19 protein-coding genes are annotated in these 18,515 nt (G+C 71.8%); 4 read left to right on the top strand and 15 right to left on the bottom strand.

Features of this window, described 5'->3' with window-relative positions:
• Positions 1 to 145 precede the first annotated feature (145 nt).
• The 3 genes from ACFY5C_RS07870 to ACFY5C_RS07860 all read right to left on the bottom strand — a co-directional run bounded on the left by ACFY5C_RS07870 (position 146) and on the right by ACFY5C_RS07860 (position 3,616).
• The gene (locus tag ACFY5C_RS07870) at positions 146 to 1,387 is read right to left on the bottom strand and encodes an acyltransferase (RefSeq protein ID WP_389441763.1); all 1,242 of its coding nucleotides are present in this window, start codon (positions 1,385 to 1,387) and stop codon (positions 146 to 148) included.
• Positions 1,380 to 2,510, bottom strand: coding sequence for an alpha/beta hydrolase (locus ACFY5C_RS07865; protein ID WP_389441761.1), 1,131 nt, complete (start codon positions 2,508 to 2,510; stop codon positions 1,380 to 1,382). The genes ACFY5C_RS07870 and ACFY5C_RS07865 overlap by 8 nt, the downstream gene beginning before the upstream one ends.
• A 227-nt stretch (positions 2,511 to 2,737) precedes the next feature.
• Complete coding sequence (locus ACFY5C_RS07860) at positions 2,738 to 3,616, bottom strand: alpha/beta hydrolase (protein ID WP_389441758.1); 879 nt, start codon at positions 3,614 to 3,616, stop codon at positions 2,738 to 2,740.
• 197 nt (positions 3,617 to 3,813) lie between these two features.
• Between ACFY5C_RS07860 and ACFY5C_RS07855 the strand changes: the two genes are divergently transcribed.
• On the top strand, positions 3,814 to 4,422 hold the full coding sequence (locus ACFY5C_RS07855) for a TetR/AcrR family transcriptional regulator (RefSeq protein ID WP_389441755.1): 609 nt from the start codon (positions 3,814 to 3,816) through the stop codon (positions 4,420 to 4,422).
• A gap of 124 nt (positions 4,423 to 4,546) precedes the next feature.
• Here the strand turns inward: ACFY5C_RS07855 and ACFY5C_RS07850 are convergent, their stop codons facing one another.
• Together ACFY5C_RS07850 and ACFY5C_RS07845 are read right to left on the bottom strand one after the other, a co-directional pair.
• Positions 4,547 to 4,798, bottom strand: coding sequence for a hypothetical protein (locus ACFY5C_RS07850; protein ID WP_389441753.1), 252 nt, complete (start codon positions 4,796 to 4,798; stop codon positions 4,547 to 4,549).
• Positions 4,795 to 5,109 carry a hypothetical protein gene (locus ACFY5C_RS07845; RefSeq protein ID WP_389441749.1) on the bottom strand — a complete coding sequence of 105 codons (315 nt, stop codon included), beginning with the start codon at positions 5,107 to 5,109 and terminating at the stop codon, positions 4,795 to 4,797. Before ACFY5C_RS07845 ends, ACFY5C_RS07850 begins: the two co-directional genes overlap by 4 nt.
• A 156-nt stretch (positions 5,110 to 5,265) precedes the next feature.
• On the opposite strand from ACFY5C_RS07845, the gene ACFY5C_RS07840 reads away from it, so the two are divergent.
• Both ACFY5C_RS07840 and ACFY5C_RS07835 read left to right on the top strand, forming a co-directional pair.
• A complete protein-coding gene (locus ACFY5C_RS07840; RefSeq protein ID WP_389441746.1) occupies positions 5,266 to 5,547 on the top strand; it encodes a GntR family transcriptional regulator in 282 nt (93 codons plus the stop codon).
• Between the two features lie 40 nt (positions 5,548 to 5,587).
• Entirely contained in the window at positions 5,588 to 5,851 is a 264-nt protein-coding gene (locus tag ACFY5C_RS07835; RefSeq protein ID WP_389441744.1) for a GntR family transcriptional regulator, read from the top strand.
• 28 nt (positions 5,852 to 5,879) lie between these two features.
• On the opposite strand, the gene kynU is transcribed toward ACFY5C_RS07835, so the two are convergent.
• The 10 genes from kynU to ACFY5C_RS07785 form a co-directional block, all read right to left on the bottom strand.
• The gene (gene kynU / locus ACFY5C_RS07830) at positions 5,880 to 7,094 is read right to left on the bottom strand and encodes a kynureninase (RefSeq protein ID WP_389441741.1); all 1,215 of its coding nucleotides are present in this window, start codon (positions 7,092 to 7,094) and stop codon (positions 5,880 to 5,882) included.
• Positions 7,087 to 7,947, bottom strand: a complete 861-nt coding sequence (locus ACFY5C_RS07825; protein WP_389441738.1) for a tryptophan 2,3-dioxygenase family protein — start codon at positions 7,945 to 7,947, stop codon at positions 7,087 to 7,089. Before ACFY5C_RS07825 ends, kynU begins: the two co-directional genes overlap by 8 nt.
• A 154-nt stretch (positions 7,948 to 8,101) precedes the next feature.
• A complete protein-coding gene (locus ACFY5C_RS07820; protein ID WP_389441735.1) occupies positions 8,102 to 8,515 on the bottom strand; it encodes a DUF3151 domain-containing protein in 414 nt (137 codons plus the stop codon).
• A 283-nt stretch (positions 8,516 to 8,798) separates the two neighbouring features.
• Positions 8,799 to 10,280 carry an MFS transporter gene (locus ACFY5C_RS07815; protein WP_389441733.1) on the bottom strand — a complete coding sequence of 494 codons (1,482 nt, stop codon included), beginning with the start codon at positions 10,278 to 10,280 and terminating at the stop codon, positions 8,799 to 8,801.
• Between the two features lie 58 nt (positions 10,281 to 10,338).
• Positions 10,339 to 11,361 carry a class II fructose-bisphosphate aldolase gene (gene fbaA / locus ACFY5C_RS07810; protein ID WP_389441731.1) on the bottom strand — a complete coding sequence of 341 codons (1,023 nt, stop codon included), beginning with the start codon at positions 11,359 to 11,361 and terminating at the stop codon, positions 10,339 to 10,341.
• Positions 11,362 to 11,540: 179 nt separating this feature from the next.
• Positions 11,541 to 12,089 (bottom strand): orotate phosphoribosyltransferase, encoded by a 549-nt coding sequence (pyrE, locus tag ACFY5C_RS07805; protein ID WP_389441728.1) that lies wholly within the window; start codon positions 12,087 to 12,089, stop codon positions 11,541 to 11,543.
• Positions 12,090 to 12,099: 10 nt separating this feature from the next.
• Positions 12,100 to 12,888, bottom strand: a complete 789-nt coding sequence (locus ACFY5C_RS07800) for an aldose 1-epimerase (protein ID WP_389441726.1) — start codon at positions 12,886 to 12,888, stop codon at positions 12,100 to 12,102.
• 260 nt (positions 12,889 to 13,148) lie between these two features.
• Complete coding sequence (locus tag ACFY5C_RS07795) at positions 13,149 to 14,072, bottom strand: SRPBCC domain-containing protein (RefSeq protein ID WP_389441723.1); 924 nt, start codon at positions 14,070 to 14,072, stop codon at positions 13,149 to 13,151.
• 122 nt (positions 14,073 to 14,194) lie between these two features.
• Complete coding sequence (locus ACFY5C_RS07790) at positions 14,195 to 15,838, bottom strand: polyamine aminopropyltransferase (protein WP_389441721.1); 1,644 nt, start codon at positions 15,836 to 15,838, stop codon at positions 14,195 to 14,197.
• Positions 15,839 to 15,932: 94 nt separating this feature from the next.
• Positions 15,933 to 16,490, bottom strand: a complete 558-nt coding sequence (locus ACFY5C_RS07785) for a DUF2617 family protein (RefSeq protein WP_389441718.1) — start codon at positions 16,488 to 16,490, stop codon at positions 15,933 to 15,935.
• A gap of 780 nt (positions 16,491 to 17,270) precedes the next feature.
• On the opposite strand from ACFY5C_RS07785, the gene ACFY5C_RS07780 reads away from it, so the two are divergent.
• On the top strand, positions 17,271 to 18,461 hold the full coding sequence (locus tag ACFY5C_RS07780) for a pyridoxal phosphate-dependent aminotransferase (RefSeq protein WP_389441715.1): 1,191 nt from the start codon (positions 17,271 to 17,273) through the stop codon (positions 18,459 to 18,461).
• The last annotated feature ends 54 nt before the right edge of the window (positions 18,462 to 18,515 follow it).

The raw sequence follows: 18,515 nt of genomic DNA, 5'->3' as shown, positions 1-18,515 counted from the left end.
GCTCGTGCGGGCATCGTCGTCGGGTGCGGGTGACACATGCGAGCCACCCCCGCCCTCGCGCTCAGCCCCCGCAGCCGGCCCCCGCGAGCCCCGCTCGCCCTCCGCGGCCGCCAGCCCCTTTTCCTCGCCATTCACGGGGCCAACACTAGGCATGGTGCCGGGCCTTCGTTTTTTCGCTCTGTGGCGTGGAGTTGGAGCGGATCACCCTGGAGGTACGGCCCTTGGCGCGGCGGGGGCCCTGTTCGTACAGGCGGAATGCCGCCCAGCAGGCCGCCAGGGCCAGGGTGAACACCGGGAGCCATGCCAGACGGGCCGCCACCCATGTGAGGTCGTCGGGAAGTGTGTGCAGGCCGGGGAGGTGGCCTGCCAGGAGGCCCGTGGCCGTGGTGGCCATCAGGGCCGTCTGGTGCCAGAGGAAGACCGTCATCGCGGAGAGGTTGAGCAGGGCCACCGCAGCCCAGGCCAGGGGGCGGCGCATCGAACGCCGCAGCGGCTCACGCAGGAGCAGGGCCAGGCCGCACTGGGCCAGGCCGAAGATGACGGCGGCCAGGGTCGGCGGGTTGAGGTTGGAGATGCCGGCGCCGGGGACGCCGACCATGGACGCCGGGTAGCCCGCCCAGGCGACCAGCGCCGCAGTCGCCGCCGCGCCGCCCGTCAGCAGGATCCAGCCCGCGCGGCGGCGCTCCAGCTCACCGCGGGTCCACGCCGCGCCCAAGCTGAACGGCACCAGCCACCCGGCCGCCACGTTCACCCAGCCGAGCCACGCGGGGCCGCCCAGGCCGAAGCGCAGGAGGTCCACATGGAGGACGACGGCCAGGGTCCACAGGGGGTTGAGGCGCAGGAGGAGTGGCGTCACCGCGGTCAGCGCCGCGAAGACCAGGAGGAACCACAGGGGGGACAGGGCCAGTTTGAGCAGGGTGTGGACGGTGTCGATGTCCGTGCCCGACAGGAGCAGCAGAGCGGACGCCACCATCCACAGGGTGAGGACGGCGGCCACCGGTTTGAACAGGCGGGACAGACGGGACCTCAGCCACTGTCCGTACGTCGTGCCGCGCGCCCGAGCCGAGGTGTAGCCGCGGGTCGCCACATGTCCGCCGACCAGGAAGAACACGGCGAGGGTCTGGAAGGCCCAGGAGATCGGTGCCAGCCAGGACATGTGCTGGAGCGGGCTCGCGGTGCGCAGACCGGTCCCGCCGTCCGCCACCAGGGCCGTCACCAGCCAGTGGCCCAGAACGACGCCGAGGATGGCGATGGCGCGCAGGACGTCGACCGCCCGGTCCCGTTCGACGGGGGTGACGGCGTCGACTCGGCCTGCGCCCCGCCGGATGCCCTCCGGTATGCCTCGCCATGCACCGCGCGGACGCCCCGCGATCGTGGACTCAGCCATGGGTCATCTCCGAGGTCTCGCCCAGGACGATGCGGGTCAGGTTCGTCAGGGACGTCGACCCGGGCTTGAAGTAGTCGCTGTGGCCGCCGTCGCCCGCCGCGAAGACCCGGGCGCCGAAGGACGGGGACATCGGGTCGGTGCCGAAGCCGACGGTCGTGCCGAGCAGGTCGAACCTGATGTGCGGAACCTCGGCCACCCAGTCGTCACCGCCACGGGCCGCCCAGACACGGGCCGGGGTGCGCAGGGCGCGGGCGGTGTCGACGCCGGTGCCGGGGCTGCCTATCAGGACGATGTCGTCCACGTCGAGGTCGGAGGCCGCACGGCCGCAGACCACCGAGCCGTAGGAGTGGCAGAGGAGGGAGATGTGCGGCTGCTCTTCGGCCGGCCCTTTCGACGTGCCGCTCCTGCTCGCCGTGCCGGCCGCGCCGGGCCCGCGATCCGGGATGCCGCGCAGCTGCCGTACGAACTCCCGCAGTTTCGGAGCCGCCTCCTCGGCGCGCCCCGCTGTGGCGACCGTGGCGCTGACCGTGCCCGGCGTCTCGTAGCCCAGCCAGGCCACTACCGCGGTGCGCGTGCCCTGCGGGGCCTCCCGGGTGAGCCGTTCGTGCAGCGCGTGGGCGGCATTGCGGAAACGACCGTAGGTGTCGATGGACGTGTCGGAGCCGGGGACCAGGACGGCGATGCGGTCGGCGTGCGCCAGGTCGCCGAAGACCTCCGTCGCGAGGCCGGGGCCGCGGCCGTCGAAGGTGAGGAAGTGGCGGGACGGGTCGGACATCGCACGGTCCGCGGCGGCGCGTTCGCGGTTGCCGTTGGCCGCGGCCATGCGGGCGGCCTCGGCCGCGTTGGCGCGGTTGGCCGCATACGCCTCGTCCAGCGTCGCCGCCGTGACCGGCGCGAGGGCGGCCGGCTCCGGGGCGGGTATCCCGGGCCGTGCCGCACCGGACAGCGGGACGACCACGGCACCGGTGATCAGGGTGGCCAGCAGCGCTCGGCGCAGTTTGTGCGTACGGCGGGCCTTCCTCGGCTCAGTCGGATCGGCCCGTGCGCTCGGCTCACTCGGCTCGCTCGGCTCACTCACCCTGCCCGGCGAACTCGCCCCCGCAGCCCCCGTCGTACGCCCCATGGTCGTCATCCCTTCCAGTCCGCCCGGCCATCGGGCCTGCCTGGAAGGGAAGTTACGGATGCGGACTTGTCGTCCGCGTCATGCCACGGAGCTCACCTGCGATGTAGCTCTCAGGTACTACGGGTATGAAGGGGCCCTCCATCTACGGGCTGCTCCGGGCCCGGCGCCCACGTGACAGGACGGCCGCGTGCGACGGGATACGTGCAGGTGAGGGGGCACCTGCGAGCTCACCACGCCAGCTGCGCGATCTCCTCCGCCACCACCGCGCACGCATCCGCCGCGGGATCGATCAGCGGGAAGTGGCCGACGTCCTCCAGCAGGGTCAGACCGATCACTTCCCCCGCCTTCGCCGCCGCGTCCGCGTACGACTCGGCGACCGCCTGCGGGACGACGACGTCCGTCCGGCCCTGGACGAGCGTCGTCGCGATGCCCGTCGGGAGGAGGAGCGCGGGGTCGGCGTACGGCTGACGCTCGGCGAACTCCACTTCCCCGCCCAGCAGTTGCCGCGCCGCACCGCCACAGACGTCCAGTTTGTCGGCGACCGTGAAGTCGGCGATCGGGGCCAGCGCGACCACCCCCCGCAGGGGCGCGGGGCGGTCGGTGCGCCAGGGGGCGTCCGCGGGCAGGACATGCCGGGCCGCCACCCACAGGGCGAGGTGACCGCCGGCCGAGTGGCCGGTGACCACGGTGCGGCGCGGATCGGCCTGCGGAAGCGTCTCCCGTACGAGAGCGGGCAGCGCGTCCAGCGCGGCGGTGACGTCGTCGAAGGTGTCCGGCCAGCGTCCGGCGACCGGGGCACCCGTACCGGAGTCCGCCGCCCCCCGCCGGTACTCCACGTTGGCCACGGCGAACCCGCGCCGCGCCAGGAAGCCGGCGAACGGCGTGACATGCCGCCGGTCGTACGGCGCCCGCCACGCGCCACCGTGCAGGACGACGACCAGCGGAGCCAGGACGCCCGGAACGGCCTCGCCGCGCGGCGCGTAGAAGTCGATCACCTGGTCGGGGTGATCGCCGTACGAGGCGATGGCGTCGGGGTCGACGGGCGGGTGCGAGAAGGCGGACTCCTCTTCGGCGGCGGCCCGGGCTGCTGCGACGTCGTCCGGCATGCTCCAACCTCTCAGCGATGAAACGGATTTGGACGAAAGCGGAGTGGCGGACCACGTGGGAATTCGGCCGTTGGCGGGGACGGTATCAGGCGGGTGACGTGCGTGAACACGGGGATGTCACGCAGGGTGAGGGGTAAACGGTTCCACTGTTCCGTTACGCTGGGGTCGCAGATCGTACGTGCACCAAGGAGGCCGATATGTCCGCCGAACCCGGCACCGTACGTCCCGGAGGGCGCACCGCACGTGTCCGCGAGGCCGTGCTGCGGGCGGCCGGGGACGTCCTGGCGGAGCAGGGTTTCGACGGCCTCGACCTCGCCGACGTCGCCCGCCGGGCCGAGGTCGGCAAGACCACCGTGTACCGGCGTTGGGGCTCGGTGACCGGGCTGGTGGCCGACCTGCTCGCCGACATGGCCGACCAGTCGCTGCCGCGCGAGGAGACCGGGACCGCGCTGGGCGACCTGCTCGCCAACGCGGCCCTGGTGCAGCGCACCCTGGCGGATCCCCGGCAGGGCGCCCTGTTCCGTGCCGTCATCGCAGCGGCGACCTGCGACGAGCGTACGGCGCAGGCGCTCCGCCGGTTCTACGAGGTGCGGGTGGCGGAGTGGGCGCCGTGCGTGCAACAGGGTGTCACGAGGGGGGAGTTGCCCGAGGGGACGGACGCGGAGGCGGTCGTACGGGCGGTGTCGGCGCCCCTTTACTACGAGTTGCTGACGACCGGGGCGATCCCCGACGCCCCCGCCGCGGAACGCGCGGCGCGGGCCGCGCATGCGGCTGCCGTGGCGGGGGTGTACGCCGGGGGAGGTTGACATCCTTTCCTCCCTGAAGAGGGGGACTCCTGACTCAGGCTCCCTCCGGGATCGGCGCTTCCGGTAGCGGCCGCGGCGGCCACGCCGCCGGGGGCGGGCCGACCGCCGGCCGCTACGTCAGCCCTCAGTCCGCCGCCATGATGCCGACGCATTCCTCCAGTGCGGCGCACAACGAAGGTACGAAAGCGGCGAGTTCGGTGTCCGACGCCTTACCCGCCTCCAGTACGGCACCCACGACCGTCAGCAGGACCGTGGCGGCCTTGAGGGCCTGCGCGTCGGCCAACGCTTCGAGGAGACCGTCGGACCGCGTGCTCGCCAAGGCCTCCTTGCCGGTGATCGGGTCGACGCCGAGGCTGCGGAGACGCGAGGTGCTCATACGGCGGCCTCCCACGGGAAGCAGTCCGCGCCGAGGGCGGCCCGGGCCGCCGTCCGGCTACGCGCCCGCCGAAGGCGTCGCCGCTCGAGGTCGCTGCGCTCGCGTTCCCATACGACGACGTACGACCGGACCAGGGGCAGACCGTCGGCATTGATGACGCCCTGGTGTGGCGGCCGGGGCGGGCGCGCAGGTGCGGGGCTGTGCACGGGAGCGGGCGGGCAGGAAGGGAGGGGCGGTGGCGGGGTGACGGCGCGGTGGGCTCCGCGGGCGGGCAGGAAGAGGCTCACGATGGCGGCCAGTAGGCTCCGCACAGGTCGACTCCTGTTCAGTCGGCTCAGCCCCGGCACGGAAGCTCTCACCCTTCCCGCCGGGGCGCTTTGTTGGGCTCATGGTATCGCCTTGTATCGCTACGTAGCGATACGTATCCCGAAGAGCGTGTAGCACTGCCCTTGCCTAGCGTCGTCTTCATGAACCCTGACGCTGAGATCGATCACGGCGCACCGCTCACCCCGTACCGGCAACTGGCCGAGATCCTGCGCGCCCAGATTCGGCGCGGCGACTGGCAGCCCGGGCGGGGACTGCCCAGTGAAGCCCAGCTGGTACAGCGGTACGGGATCGCGCGGACGACCGTCCGGCGAGGACTTGGCCTGCTCGCGGAGGAGGGCTGGGTGTACGCCGTACCGCAGCGGGGGTGGTTCGTTACCGACCCCCTGCCGCCGTCCCCCGATACCCCCGCGTCCTCCACGTAACCGAAACGCGTAGAAAGCCATGGCCATCCACGCTCAGTACATGGACCTCGATCGCACACGTCCGCTCTGGCGGCAGATCGCAGCGGAGATCATCCGGCGCATCAAGGACGGCACCTATCCGCCAGGCAGCCGCGTGCCGTCCACTTTGGAGATCGCCCAGGAGTTCGGCGTGGTGAACGCTACGGCGGCAAAGGCCATGCGACATGTGCGCGAAGAGGGCTGGACGCGGGGCGAAGTCGGGCTGGGGACGTTCGTGGTCGACCCCCTGCCGCCCTCCTCCGAAACCCCCGCGTCCTCCACATAGCCGAAACCACCGCCCCCTCGCCGAACCGCTACCCCGGCAGCAGCGCCCCCAGCACCCGCGCCGCCCGTTCCACCTCTGCGAACCCCACGTACAGCGGCGTGAAGCCGAACCGCAGCACATCGGGATGCCGGAAGTCGCCGACGACCCCGCGGTCGATGAGCCGCCGCATGACGTCCCCGGCGTTCTCGCACCGCAGCGCCACCTGGCTGCCGCGCTCGTCATGGGCCACCGGGGTCAGCGACTCGACGAGCCCCGCCCCCACATAGGCCCCCACGCACTCCAGGAAGAAGTCCGTCAGCGCGAGCGACTTGGCCCGCACCGCCTCGACCGACACACCGTCCCAGACCTCCAGCGCCGCCTCCAGGGCGAGCATGGAGAGGATGTCCGGCGTGCCGACACGGCCGCGCAGGGCGCCGGCGGCCGGCTCGTAGGCGGGCCGCATGCCGAAGGGCTCGGCGTGCGAGTTCCAGCCGGGGAGCGGGGAGTCGAAACGGTCCTGGAGGTCGCGGCGTACGTACAGGTACGCCGGGGAACCCGGGCCGCCGTTCAGGTACTTGTACGTACAGCCCACCGCCAGGTCGACCCCGTGCTCGTCGAGTCCGACGGGCAGCGCGCCCGCGCTGTGGCACAGGTCCCACACGGCGATCGCGCCCGCCGCGTGCACGGCGGCGGTGAGGGCCGGCAGGTCGTGCAGCCGGCCCGTGCGGTAGTCGACGTGGTTGAGGAGGACGGCGGCGGTACGGCCGGACAGGGCCGCCGGCACCTCGGCGGGCGTCACCGGCCGTAGCGTACGACCGGTCATCCGGGCCGCCGACTCGGCGATGTAGCCGTCCGTGGGGAAGGTCGTCGCGTCGACGAGGATCTCGTCCCGGCCGGAACCGGCGGAACCGGTGGACTCCGCCATCCGCACTGCGGCCACAAGTGCCTTGAAAACATTGACACTTGTCGAGTCACCGACCACGATCTGGCCCGCCTCCGCGCCGACCAGCGGGGCGATCCGGTCACCGATCCGCTCCGGCGCGGTCCACCAGCCGCTCTCGTCCCAGGAGCGGATGCGCATCCGGCCCCACTGCCGCAGTACGACGTCCTCGACGCGTCCGGGCACGTTCGCCGGCAGGGCGCCCAGCGAGTTGCCGTCGAGGTAGACGACCTCGTCGAGCACGAACTGCGCGCGCGTGCCCGCGAGTTCGTCGGCCGTGTCGAGCTTCTCGGCCCTGGCGGCCAGTTCGGCGAACTCAGACATGGGACCTCGCCGTCCACAGCTCCGGGAAGACGTTCTTCTGCGCCCGCTTCTCCAGCCAGGCCACGCCGGCCGAGCCGCCCGTGCCCGCCTTGGCGCCCATCGCGCGCCGGGTGGCGACCAGGTGGTCGTTGCGCCAGCGCCACACCAGTTCGGCCACGTCGGTCAGCGCCTCGCCCAGGCGGGCGAGTTCGGAGTTCTGGTCGCCGGAGTAGATCGCGGTCCAGGCCGCCTCGACCGCCGGCGACGGCTCGTACTTCTGCGACACGTCCCGCTTCAGCACGTCCTGCGGGATCGCGCTGCCGTGCCGGGCGAGGAAGCGCAGCACCTCGTCGTAGAGGCTCGGCTCGTGCAGCGCCTTCTCCAGCTCCGCGTGGACGCGGGGGGCGCCGCGGTGCGGGACCAGCATGGAGGCGGACTTCTCGGCGAGCAGGAACTCCATCCGGCGGTACATCGCAGACTGGAAGCCGGAGCCCTCGCCGAGGGCGCTGCGGTACGAGTTGAACTGGGCCGGCGTGAGCTGGCCGAGCGGCTTCCAGGAGGCGTTCAGGGCGTCCAGTTCCCGCACCGAACGCTTCAGGGCGTCGATCGCCACGGCCGGGCGGTCCTCGCGCAGGGCGCGGGCCGCGGTCTCCCACTCGTGGACGATGACGGTGAACCACAGCTCCATGACCTGGGTCGTGACCAGGAAGACCATCTCTCCGGGGTCGTCGGAGAGGGTGTGCTGGAGGTGGGTGAGCACGTCCGCCTTGACGTAGTCCTCGTACGGCGTCGTGCCCGCGAAGTCGAGATTCGGGGTCTCGGGCTCTTGAGTCTCCGGGGAGGTCTCCGCGGACCGGTGAGCCTGCTGGGACATTGCTGTCTCCTGTGTAGCTTCGGGTAGCGGTCCGCCCTGCCGTTATCGACAAAGGGGCCCCGGTCCCCACCCGGCATCCTCAGGGATGTCCCCCCGCATCGCAAGGCCCGCCCTCGTCACACCGGCGGGCCCCACGACAGGGGAGGCGCGGTGGCTAGCCCAGGGTCTGGGCGGCCGTCGGCGAGGAGTCCTTCAGGAACTGTGAGCAGCGCTCGTACTCCTCCTGCTCGCCGATCGCTCCCGCGGCGCGGGCGAGGGCGTGCAGGGCGCGCAGGAAGCCGCGGTTCGGCTCGTGCTCCCAGGGGACCGGGCCGTGGCCCTTCCAGCCGTTGCGGCGCAGGGCGTCCAGGCCGCGGTGGTAGCCCGTACGGGCGTAGGCATACGACTCCACGACGCTGCCACGCTCGAAGGCCTCGTCGGCCAGCTGGGCCCAGGCCAGGCAGGAGGTGGGGTACTTCGCTGCGACGTCCGCGGGGGCGGTGCCACCGGCGAGCAGCTCGCGCGGCTCGGGGTCGTCGGGGAGGTGGGTCGGGGGCGGGCCCCCGAGAAGGTTTTCGTGAATGGCCATGGGTTCAAGTGTGGGCCATAGCCGGGGGCGGTGGGTGCCGTGTCCTTCGCCCCGTCGCCCCTACCCCGTCCCGTCCTCCAGGGACTGCCGCCCCTTCGGCCCCGCCCCTGGGTGCCTGCGGCCCCCGGACCCCCGCTGCCGGCCCTGAACGGGACTCCTCCTCGAACGCCGGACGGGCTGAAATGCCTGGCCGGCGCCTAGGCCCTGCCGTTTGGATCATCCCGGCGTCGCGTCCGCTGAGAGGAACCGATCCTCACAGCCGAGCTGATCCAAACGACAGGGCCTAGCCCTGCCCCTCCCCCGTCAACCGGGGCTTGCTCCGCACCCCCTCCAGCGGCGGCGAAGTGATCGAGCCGTGGTGGAGGCATTCCGGTTTGCGGCAGTCCGGGGGCAGGGCGCGTACCGTCGCGAAGGCGATCGCCGAGCCGACGACCAGGGTCCCGGCACACCACAACATCGCCCGTCCGAACGCGCTGTCGAAGGCGTCCGGCGACCGGTAGGCCTCCTCGCTCATGCCGGCGAGCAGCGGCAGTGCGGCCACCGCGATCAGGCCCGCCGCTCGGGCCGCCGCGTTGTTGATGCCGCTGGCCAGGCCCGCGCGGGCGACGTTCACGGAGGCGAGGACGGTGGCGGTCAGCGGAGCGACCAGGGTGACCAGGCCGAGGCCGAAGACGAAAACGGCGGGCAGTACGTCGGCGACGTACGAGGCGTCCGGGCCGACGCGCAGCATCAGCAGCAGGCCGGCCGCACTCACCAGTGGCCCGACGGTGAGCGGGATGCGCGGGCCGATCTTGTCGGCCAGGGCGCCGGACCTGGCGGAGAACAGCAGCATCAGCACGGTCGTCGGCAGCAGCGCCGTACCGGCTTGCAGGGCCGAGTAGCCGGAGACGACCTGGAGCTGGAGCGCGGCCAGGAAGAAGAAGCCGCCGAGGGCCGCGTACACGCACACGGTGACCAGGTTGACCGCGGTGAACTGACGGGATGCGAAGATGTCGAGCGGCATCATCGGGTCGGGCCGCCGTTTCTCGACGTACACGAAGGCGATCCCGGCGGCGACGCCCGCGACCGCGGTGAGGGCGATGACCAGGGACCCGTCGCGGGCCTCGATCAGCGCGTACGTCACCAGCGCGAGGGACAGCGCTCCGAGGGCCGCGCCGAGCACGTCGAAGCGGCCGTGCTTGGACCCGTCGCCGGACTCGGGGACGTGGCGCAGGGCGATGGGGACGCACAGCAGCGCCAGCGGGACGTTGAGCAGGAAGACCCAGCGCCAGCCGGGGCCGTCGACCAGCCAACCGCCCAGGAACGGGCCGACGGCCGCACCGATACCGCCGAAACCGGACCACAGGCCCACCGCCCGGGCCCGGTCGTCGGGGTGAAAGGAGGCCTGGATCAGCGCGAGGGAGCCGGGTGTGAGCAGCGCGCCGCCGATGCCCTGAAAGGTCCGCGCGGCGATCAGGAAACCGGCGTTCGGGGCGAGCCCGCACAGCAGCGAGGCCACGGCGAACCAGACGACGCCGATGACGAAGATCTTGCGGCGGCCGTAGCGGTCGCCCAGGGAACCGCCGAGGAGGATCAGACCGGCGAGGGCGAGCGTGTACGCGTTGACCGTCCACTGGAGGGCGGACAGGTTCGCGTCCAGGTCCTCGCCGATCCGGGGGAGGGCGACGTTGACGACGGTCGAGTCCAGCATCGCCATGCTGGAGCCGAGGACGGTGGTGAGCAGGATCCACTTGCCTTGCGGCGAGGCCATCCGGACGTCGGGCATGACCCCAGGTATACAGCGAGCCCGGTGCCGTAGCACCGGGCTCGCTGTATGCGTACGGCTACTTGATCTTCGTGCCGGTGGAGCGCAGGTTGGAGCAGGCCTCCGTCACGCGCGCGGCCATGCTGGCCTCGGCGAGCTTGCCCCAGGTGCGCGGGTCGTAGGTCTTCTTGTTGCCGACCTCGCCGTCGACCTTCAGGACACCGTCGTAGTTCTGGAACATGTGGGCCGCCACCGGACGCGTGAAGGCGTACTGCGTGTCGGTGTCGATGTTCATCTTGACGACGCCGTTGTCCAGAGCGGTGGCGATCTCCTCGGCGGAGGAGCCGGAGCCGCCGTGGAAGACGAAGTCGAACGGGGACGCCTTGCCGTACTTGGCGGCGACGCCCTCGTTGAGCTCCTTCAGCAGCTCGGGACGGAGCACGACGTTGCCCGGCTTGTACACGCCGTGGACGTTGCCGAACGAGGCGGCCAGCAGGTAGCGCCCCTTCTCACCGAGACCGAGGGCCTCGACCGTACGAATCGCGTCGTCGACCGTCGTGTAGAGCGAGTCGTTGATCTCGTGCGAGACGCCGTCCTCCTCGCCACCGGTCGGGGTGATCTCGACCTCGAGGATGATCTTCGCGGCGCGGGCGCGCTCCAGCAGCTCCTGCGCGATGGAGAGGTTGTCGGCGAGCGTCTCGGCCGAGCCGTCCCACATGTGCGACTGGAACAGCGGGTTCTCGCCGCGCGCGACGCGCTCCTCCGACACGGCGATCAGCGGCCGTACGTACCCGTCGAGCTTGTCCTTCGGGCAGTGGTCGGTGTGCAGGGCGACGGTGATGTCGTACTTCTTGGCGACGATGTGCGCGAACTCGGCCAGGGCGACGGCGCCGGTGACCATGTCCTTGCTGTGCTGGCCGCCGAGGAACTCCGCACCACCCGTGGAGATCTGGATGATGCCGTCGCTCTCCGCCTCCGCGAAGCCGCGCAGGGCCGCGTGCAGGGTCTGGGAGGAGGTCACGTTGATGGCCGGGTAGGCGAACTTGCCTGCCTTCGCCCGGTCGAGCATCTCGTTGTAGACCTCGGGGGTTGCGATGGGCATCTGTCCGCTCCTTGGAGTGTGCGGGTTGACGTACTGCGTACAGCGTTCTTCTTTACGGCCCTGACCTAGACCTCGATTGCGACGTCATCGTCGGCTTCGCCGGGGCCATCTTTCCATGACGAACCGGGATGCTCCGAGCGCCTGTCAGCAGCCGAGACGGACGTCCGCCGGGACGGAGGTCAGTCGAGCCCCAACTCGTCCTTGGCGAAGGCGAACAGGTACGGCACGCCCGCACCCTCCTGGATCTTCTCGGCGGCTCCGGTGGCCCGGTCGACGATGGTCGCGACGGCGACGACCTCGGCGCCGGCCTCGCGCACGGCCTCGACGGCGGTGAGCGGCGACCCGCCGGTGGTGGAGGTGTCCTCGACGACGAGCACGCGCCGCCCCGCGATGTCCGGTCCCTCGACCCGCCGCTGCAGCCCGTGCGCCTTGGCGGCCTTGCGTACGACGAAGGCGTCCAGCTTCTTCCCGCGCGCGGCGGCGGCGTGCAGCATCGCGGCGGCGACGGGGTCGGCGCCCATGGTGAGCCCGCCCACCGCGTCGAAGTCCAGCTCCGCCGTCAGGTCGAGCAGGACCTGCCCGACCAGCGGCGCGGCCTCGCCGTCGAGGGTGATGCGCCGCAGGTCGACGTAGTAGTCGGCTTCCAGACCCGACGACAGGGTCACCTTGCCGTGTACCACGGCCTTGTTCTTGATCTGTTCCAGCAGCTCACCGCGTACCTCAGTCATGCCGCCCAGCTTAGAGGCGCCGCCAGCTCCAGACGGTCGCGGCCTCCAGCGGTTCCAGGGGCGTGACCAGGCGGGGCATGCTGTTCAGCCCGTTGGGCGGCCCGGTCTGCGGCTCGACACACACGGCGGCCTCCTGCTCGTCGTACACGACGACCCACTCCTCACGGCTGCCGACCTTCAGCTCCAGCTGCCCCGGCCAGGTGAGCGTGACGTCGACGCCGCCGGGCATGCCGAAGCAGTCGTCCCAGGGCCCCGGCCCGGGATCGATCCGGTTGCCGGTGGGGAGGTGGTCGTCACCTCGCTCTTCCTGCCAGGCGGGAGCGAAGTCGAGCTGTACGTCCTCCCGGCCGAGGTTCCGGTTGAACCAGGGATGCCAGCCGATCTGGGCCGGGAAGGACGTCTCGTACGTCTCGACGGACATGGTGAGGCTGAGGCTGTCCGGGGTGAGCGCGATGACGTGGGTGACGCGGCCGACGTAGGGCCAGGGCTCGACCAGGTCGTACGTGATGACGGCCTCGTCACCGGCGACCCGGGCCACCTTCCAGGCGCCGTCGCGTGCCGTGCCGTGGATGGCGTGCGGCGGGGCGGTCAGCGGCATCTGCCGCACGACGGCACCGTCCAGGAACCGCCCGTCCCGGATCCGTCCACACCAGGGAACCATCGGAAAGCACCCGAACCGCTCCCCCTGCCGCAACAACTCCGTCCCTGCGACCCGAAGCCCCCCGACCCGCCCGCCGTTCGCCGGCAGCACGTCCACCTCCGCGTCACCCGCGGTCAGCGTGATGTGTTCGTTACTCACGGGGACGACCCTACTGGGACGATCAAGAGGCCTGAAGCCGGTCCGGCACACACGGACGAACGCCGGTCCAGTCGATTCAGCCCGTCCGGCGCACCCTGACGAACGCCGGTCCAGTCAATTCAGCCCGTCCGGCGTTTGAGGACGATGCCGTTCAGGCCGAAGCGGGGGTCTGGGGGCGGCAGCCCCCAGAGGCGGGGTCGAAGGGGCGGCAGCCCCTGGAGGACGGGAAGGGTAGGGGCGGCGGGGGCGAGGAAAGGCCCTCAACGGCGCCGCCGCAACGCCCGCCCCACCACAATCGCCGACGCCACCACCAGCGCGGCCGCCGGAGCAGCCCACCGCAACGTGGAACTCGGCACGACGGTCTGCGGCGCCGGCACCGGCGCGTACCGCCCCCGCGGCGGCGCGTGATCCACTTCCTCCGCGCTGCGACCGATCATCGTCCGCCGGGCATGAGCGGCCTCGGCCACAGGAGCCTCACCGTCCCCGGCCTCGGCCTCGGTATCCGCCTCCGCCTCCGGTTCGAGGGCCGGCGGCGGAACCTCGGCGTCGAAAACGGATGTCTCCTCACCACCGTCACCGGAATCCGACCCCGGAGCCGGGGCCGAAGCCGGCCCGGGCGCCGCGGCATCGTCCGCATCCGGCGTCGTCTCGAAGTCACTGGTCACCCGAGTCTGGAACTCCCCAGGGGCCAAGCCCTCCAGGTCCTCGGCGGCACCCGCTTCCTGCTCCGCACCCGGCGGCACGGCCTCCCCCGCCACAACTCCCAGCTGCTCCCCAAAACGGTTCAGCAACCGACCCACGGCGGACCCAACCGCCTCCGCCGAGAACTCGGCCACGCGCCCGTCCGCCGAACCGGTCCCCGCGAACCTCACGGTGGCCCCACCCTCGGCCTCGAGAACCCGCACAGTGAGCGCGAGTTTCACGACGCCGCTGCCACGCACCTCGGTGGCATCGCCCTCGACGGTGTAGACATACGCATCGTCACCGTCCTGCTGGGCAGAGACCCGCACGGCGCCCCGATACGTAATCGTGTGACCGCCGACGCGCACCTTCAGCCGCCCGGCAACGGGCTCGGCCCCGGCGTCCTGCTGGAGCCCGGGGACCGCCCGGGCAACCCGCACAGGATCGGCCAGCACCGCCCTGAGCCGCTCGGCCGCAACCGGAACGAACACCTCATGCTCCATGGGGACCGAGCCTACCCAGCATGGCGTGAACCGCACCCACACATCCGAGGATTCTCATCGCAAGCCCTCCCGCCGGGCGTACCCTCCCCGCCCGCACAGGAGCCCGGCCCCCACCACACGCCTCAGTACCGCGGATGCACCAACGTCGACGCCCCCAGTCCCCGGACCCGCGTCCCCTCAGCCGCCCGCACAGCCGACGCCAGCCCCTCCCGCGTCAGCGTCCCGGGCCGCGGCACCCCGTCCCCCGCCCCGAACCGCAGGGCCGGACGCTCGCCCCGGCCCGCCAGGATGAACCCCCAGTCGTGAGGCGTCCGCGTCGGGCCCGCCGAGCGGTCGGGGCCCGCCGTAAAGCCGGAACCGCGGCCCCGGACGCAGTAAGGGGCGGTCCGCAGGCCCGCGGCGCGCAGTGTCGTGTCGACCGTCCAGAAGACGCGGGGCCGGGACGAGACCGGGCCGGCGTGGACGGCCAGGCGGCCGTGCGGGGTCAGGGCGCGCCGGGCGAGGCCGTAGAACTCCTGCGAGTACAGCTTCGTGCTGGCGGTGATGCCGGGGTCGGGCAGGTCCGAGATGACGACGTCGTACGTCGCGGGCGGCGCCGCCCGCAGCCAGCGGAAGGCGTCGCTCGTCATGACGTGGACGCGGTTGTCGTCGTAGGAGTGGTCGTTGAGCTCGGACAGCGGAGGATCCCGGCGCGCCAGGCTCACCACCCCGGCGTCGGCTTCGACGACGTCGACCCGGTCCACCCCGGGATGGCGCAGCACCTCGCGCGCCGCCAGCCCGTCCCCGCCGCCGAGGATCAGCACGCGCGAGCGCTCGCCGCTCATCACGGGGTGGACCAGCGCCTCGTGGTAGCGGCGTTCGTCCTGGCCGCTGACGCGCAGGCGGCCGTCGAGGAAGAGGTCGAGGGGGCGGCCGTGCGTGCCGCCTGTGATGACGACCTCCTGGAGGTCGGTGTGGAGTGCCACGCGTACGTCCCGCCCGTACACCGCGTGCCGTGCCGCCCGTTCGAAGTCGTCGACGAGTACGGCGGCCGAGGCGAGCACGCCGAGCACGGCGACGTTCGCGATCACCAGCAGCCAGCGGGCGCGGCGGCTGAGGTCCCCGCGGAACAGGCCGAGGACCAGCGCGCCGCCCACGACGGCGTTGACGGCGCCGGTGATCAGCGCGGAGGTCAACTGGCCCAGCAGGGGCAGCAGAAGGAAGGGGAACGCGAGGCCGCCGACGAGCGCGCCGACGTAGTCCGCGGCGAACAGGTCGGCCACCGCGCCACCCGCGTCCTGGCGCCGGATGCGCTGGATCAGCTCCATCAGCAGCGGCACTTCGGCGCCGATCAGCAGGCCGATGGTGAGGGAGAAGGCGACGAGGAGACAACGGGGGCCGTTGGCCCACAGGCCGCCCCAGTCGCCGGTCCAGGCGAAGACGGCGTAGAGCGCGAACGCGCTGCAACCGCCGACGAGGGCGAGTAAGGCCTCGATGGCGCCGAAACCGGCCGCGGCGTACGGACGCAGGCGTTTCGCGGCGAGGGAGCCGATACCCATCGCGAAGACCATGACGGACAGCACGACGGACGCCTGGGTGACCGAGTCGCCGATCAAGTACGAGGCGAGAGCGACGAGTTCGAGTTCGTACACGAGTCCGCAGGCAGCACAGACGAAGACGCCCGCGAGGACCAGGAACCGCCCCGTGCCCGGCCGGACCGGAAGCCGTGCGGGGCCACCCCAGGGCGGTGGTGTGCCGGGCGGGGCGGGGGCGTGCGGCTCGATCACGTTGCCGACGGTACGTTACGCCTGCGGCGCGCCTCGTCACCCACACGTGTGTTGTTGGGATGGGGGACGTTTGCGTCGCCACCGCCGCCGGGGGTCAAGCACCGGAAGGGCTGGACTGCCTGGACCGGGGTCTGAGCGTGACCGCCACCGCCCTCACCCCCACCCTCGTGCGCGTCGCCACCAACTGCCCGTCCTGCGGATACGCGTGCCACGTCCGCCAGTGCACCTGCCCCTCGTGGTGCTGGGCCAGCATCGCGGTGAAGGCGTGCGGGCTGCCGGGGAAGACGCCGGCGAGGCCGTGCGGGTGGTCGGACACCAGGGCCAGCAACTCCTGTGCACGGCCTGCGAACTGGCCCGGTGACAGGATCTCCACCCGGGCCGCGAACTCGTACTCCCAGTCACCCGCCCGCTTGGCCACACCGAGCGGAAGGGGCGTGCTGCTGCCGGGCATGCAGGCCACCGTCTCCGAGCAGATGCCCCGCTCCTCCTCCAGGAGTACCTGGTGGGACGCGCCGAGCAGCCTCAACTGGAGTTTCGCCCGGTTCAGTTCGAGGTCGAGGGCGGCCAGCGCAGGCAGCGGTTCCCGCCCCAGGGCCCAGGCGAGGTCGGCCGCGCGCGTGTCGGTATAAGCAGTGTTCAGGGTCGTGAGCATGGGTCGGCTCCGCAAGCACGCAAAGAAAAAGGGGAGGTTTCGGTCTCCGGCGGCGCACCCCGGCCGACACCGGGAGTCGACCCGGTCAGCCCAGTCGGCCGGTCAGAAGGGGTGTCCGCGGGACGTCCGAGGGGCTGCGTTGGTGATTTTCAGGGAATCATGAAGTGTGGCGCCGCCACAGCGTTTTTACCCAAGTTCGTAGGGTTTCCATCCCTCAGAGGGCTTATCAGCTCAACTGTTCAACTCCGGCGTGCGCCCGTGGAGACGGGGCGTGCGCCGTTGCGCGTTCGTGAACACGAAAGCGGGGCCGGTCCCAGGTACCGGCCCCGCTCCCAGTCGGATGCGGTTCCCCCTGCTCGGGGAGCTCAGCTGCCCCGTGTCAGCTGCCTCCGCCACCGCATCCGCCCCCGCCCCCTCCTCCGCAGGACGACCCGCCTCCGCATGACGAGCCGCCCCCGCAGGACGAACCACCGCTGTCTCCCCCACCGGCCCACCAGCTGCTGCTGCTGCTGCCACTGTCGTGCGAGCGGCTCCTGCGACCGTGCGAGCGGTTGACCGACCGTGAGCCGCCGCGCACGGCGGACACGAAGATCAACACGAAGACCACTGCGACCAGCGCCAGAACGAAACCTGTGATCATGGCGTCAGCCTCCTTCCGTTCCCCCGAAGCGGATGGTGGCGTCCCCCCGTGGGCGCCTCCCGCTCGGTGCGTGGCAGGGAGATGCCCGGCCGCCTCACGGCCCAAAGCAGAGTTGAGGAACTCCAGAGCTTGGGCGCAGGATGGCCGGCATGACCTCCAGCTCCCGCCCCCTGCTCAACCGCCGGCTCGCCGAGTTCGGGACGACGATCTTCGCCGAGATGTCCGCGCTGGCCCTGCACACCGGGTCCATCAACCTGGGTCAGGGTTTTCCCGACACGGACGGCCCCGAGGAGGTCCGTGAGGCGGCCGTGCGGGCCCTGCGCGACGGACGCGGCAACCAGTACCCGCCGGGCCCCGGAGTCCCCGAGCTGCGTACCGCGATCGCCGCGCACCAGCAGCGGCGCTACGGGCTGTCGTACGACCCCGACGCCGAGGTCCTGGTCACCGCGGGCGCCACCGAGGCCATCGCCGCCGCCCTGCTCGCGCTCGTCGAACCCGGCGACGAGGTCATCGCCTTCGAGCCGTACTACGACTCCTACGCGGCCTGTATCGCCATGGCGGGCGGCACGCGCGTGCCGGTCACCCTGCGGCCCCACGAGGGAAGCTTCCGCCTGGACCTCGACGAGCTGCGCACCGCCGTCACCGACCGCACCCGGCTGCTGCTGATCAACACCCCGCACAACCCCACCGGCACGGTCCTCACCCGCGAGGAGCTGGCCGCGATCGCCGAGCTGGCCGTGGAGCGGGACCTGCTGGTGGTGACCGACGAGGTGTACGAGCACCTGGTCTTCGACGACGCCGAGCACCTGCCGCTCGCCACGTTCCCGGGCATGCGGGAGCGGACGGTGTCCATCGGGTCGGCGGGCAAGACCTTCTCCTTCACCGGATGGAAGGTCGGCTGGCTGACCTCCACACCCGCCCTGGTCACGGCGGTGCGCTCGGCGAAGCAGTACCTGACGTACGTCGCGTCGGGGCCGTTCCAGTACGCGGTCGCCGAGGCGCTCGCCCTGCCCGACAGCTACTTCGCGGCCTTCCGTGACGACATGCTGGTCAAGCGGGACCTGCTGGCAGGGGGGCTGGCGGAGGCGGGCTTCGAGGTCTTCAGGCCCGCGGGCACGTACTTCGTCACGACCGACATCCGCCCCCTCGGCGAGACGGACGGTTTCGCCTTCTGCCGTGCGCTGCCGGAGCGGGCCGGGGTGGTCGCCATCCCCAACGCGGTCTTCTACGACCACCGGGAGGCGGGGGCGCCGTTCGTCCGGTTCGCGTTCTGCAAGCGGACGGAGGTCCTTCAGGAGGCGGTGAAGCGGCTCAAGTCCCTGGCGGGCTGAGCGCTCGCGCCCGTCCACAGCCTGTGGACGGGCGCGGACAGCACGAACCCGGCC

The sequence above is a fragment of the Streptomyces sp. NPDC012935 genome (assembly GCF_042900345.1).
Taxonomy (GTDB): Bacteria; Actinomycetota; Actinomycetes; order Streptomycetales; family Streptomycetaceae; genus Streptomyces.
The sequence above is the reverse complement of the archived record's forward strand: the minus strand, read 5'-3'. Positions and strand labels throughout refer to the sequence as shown.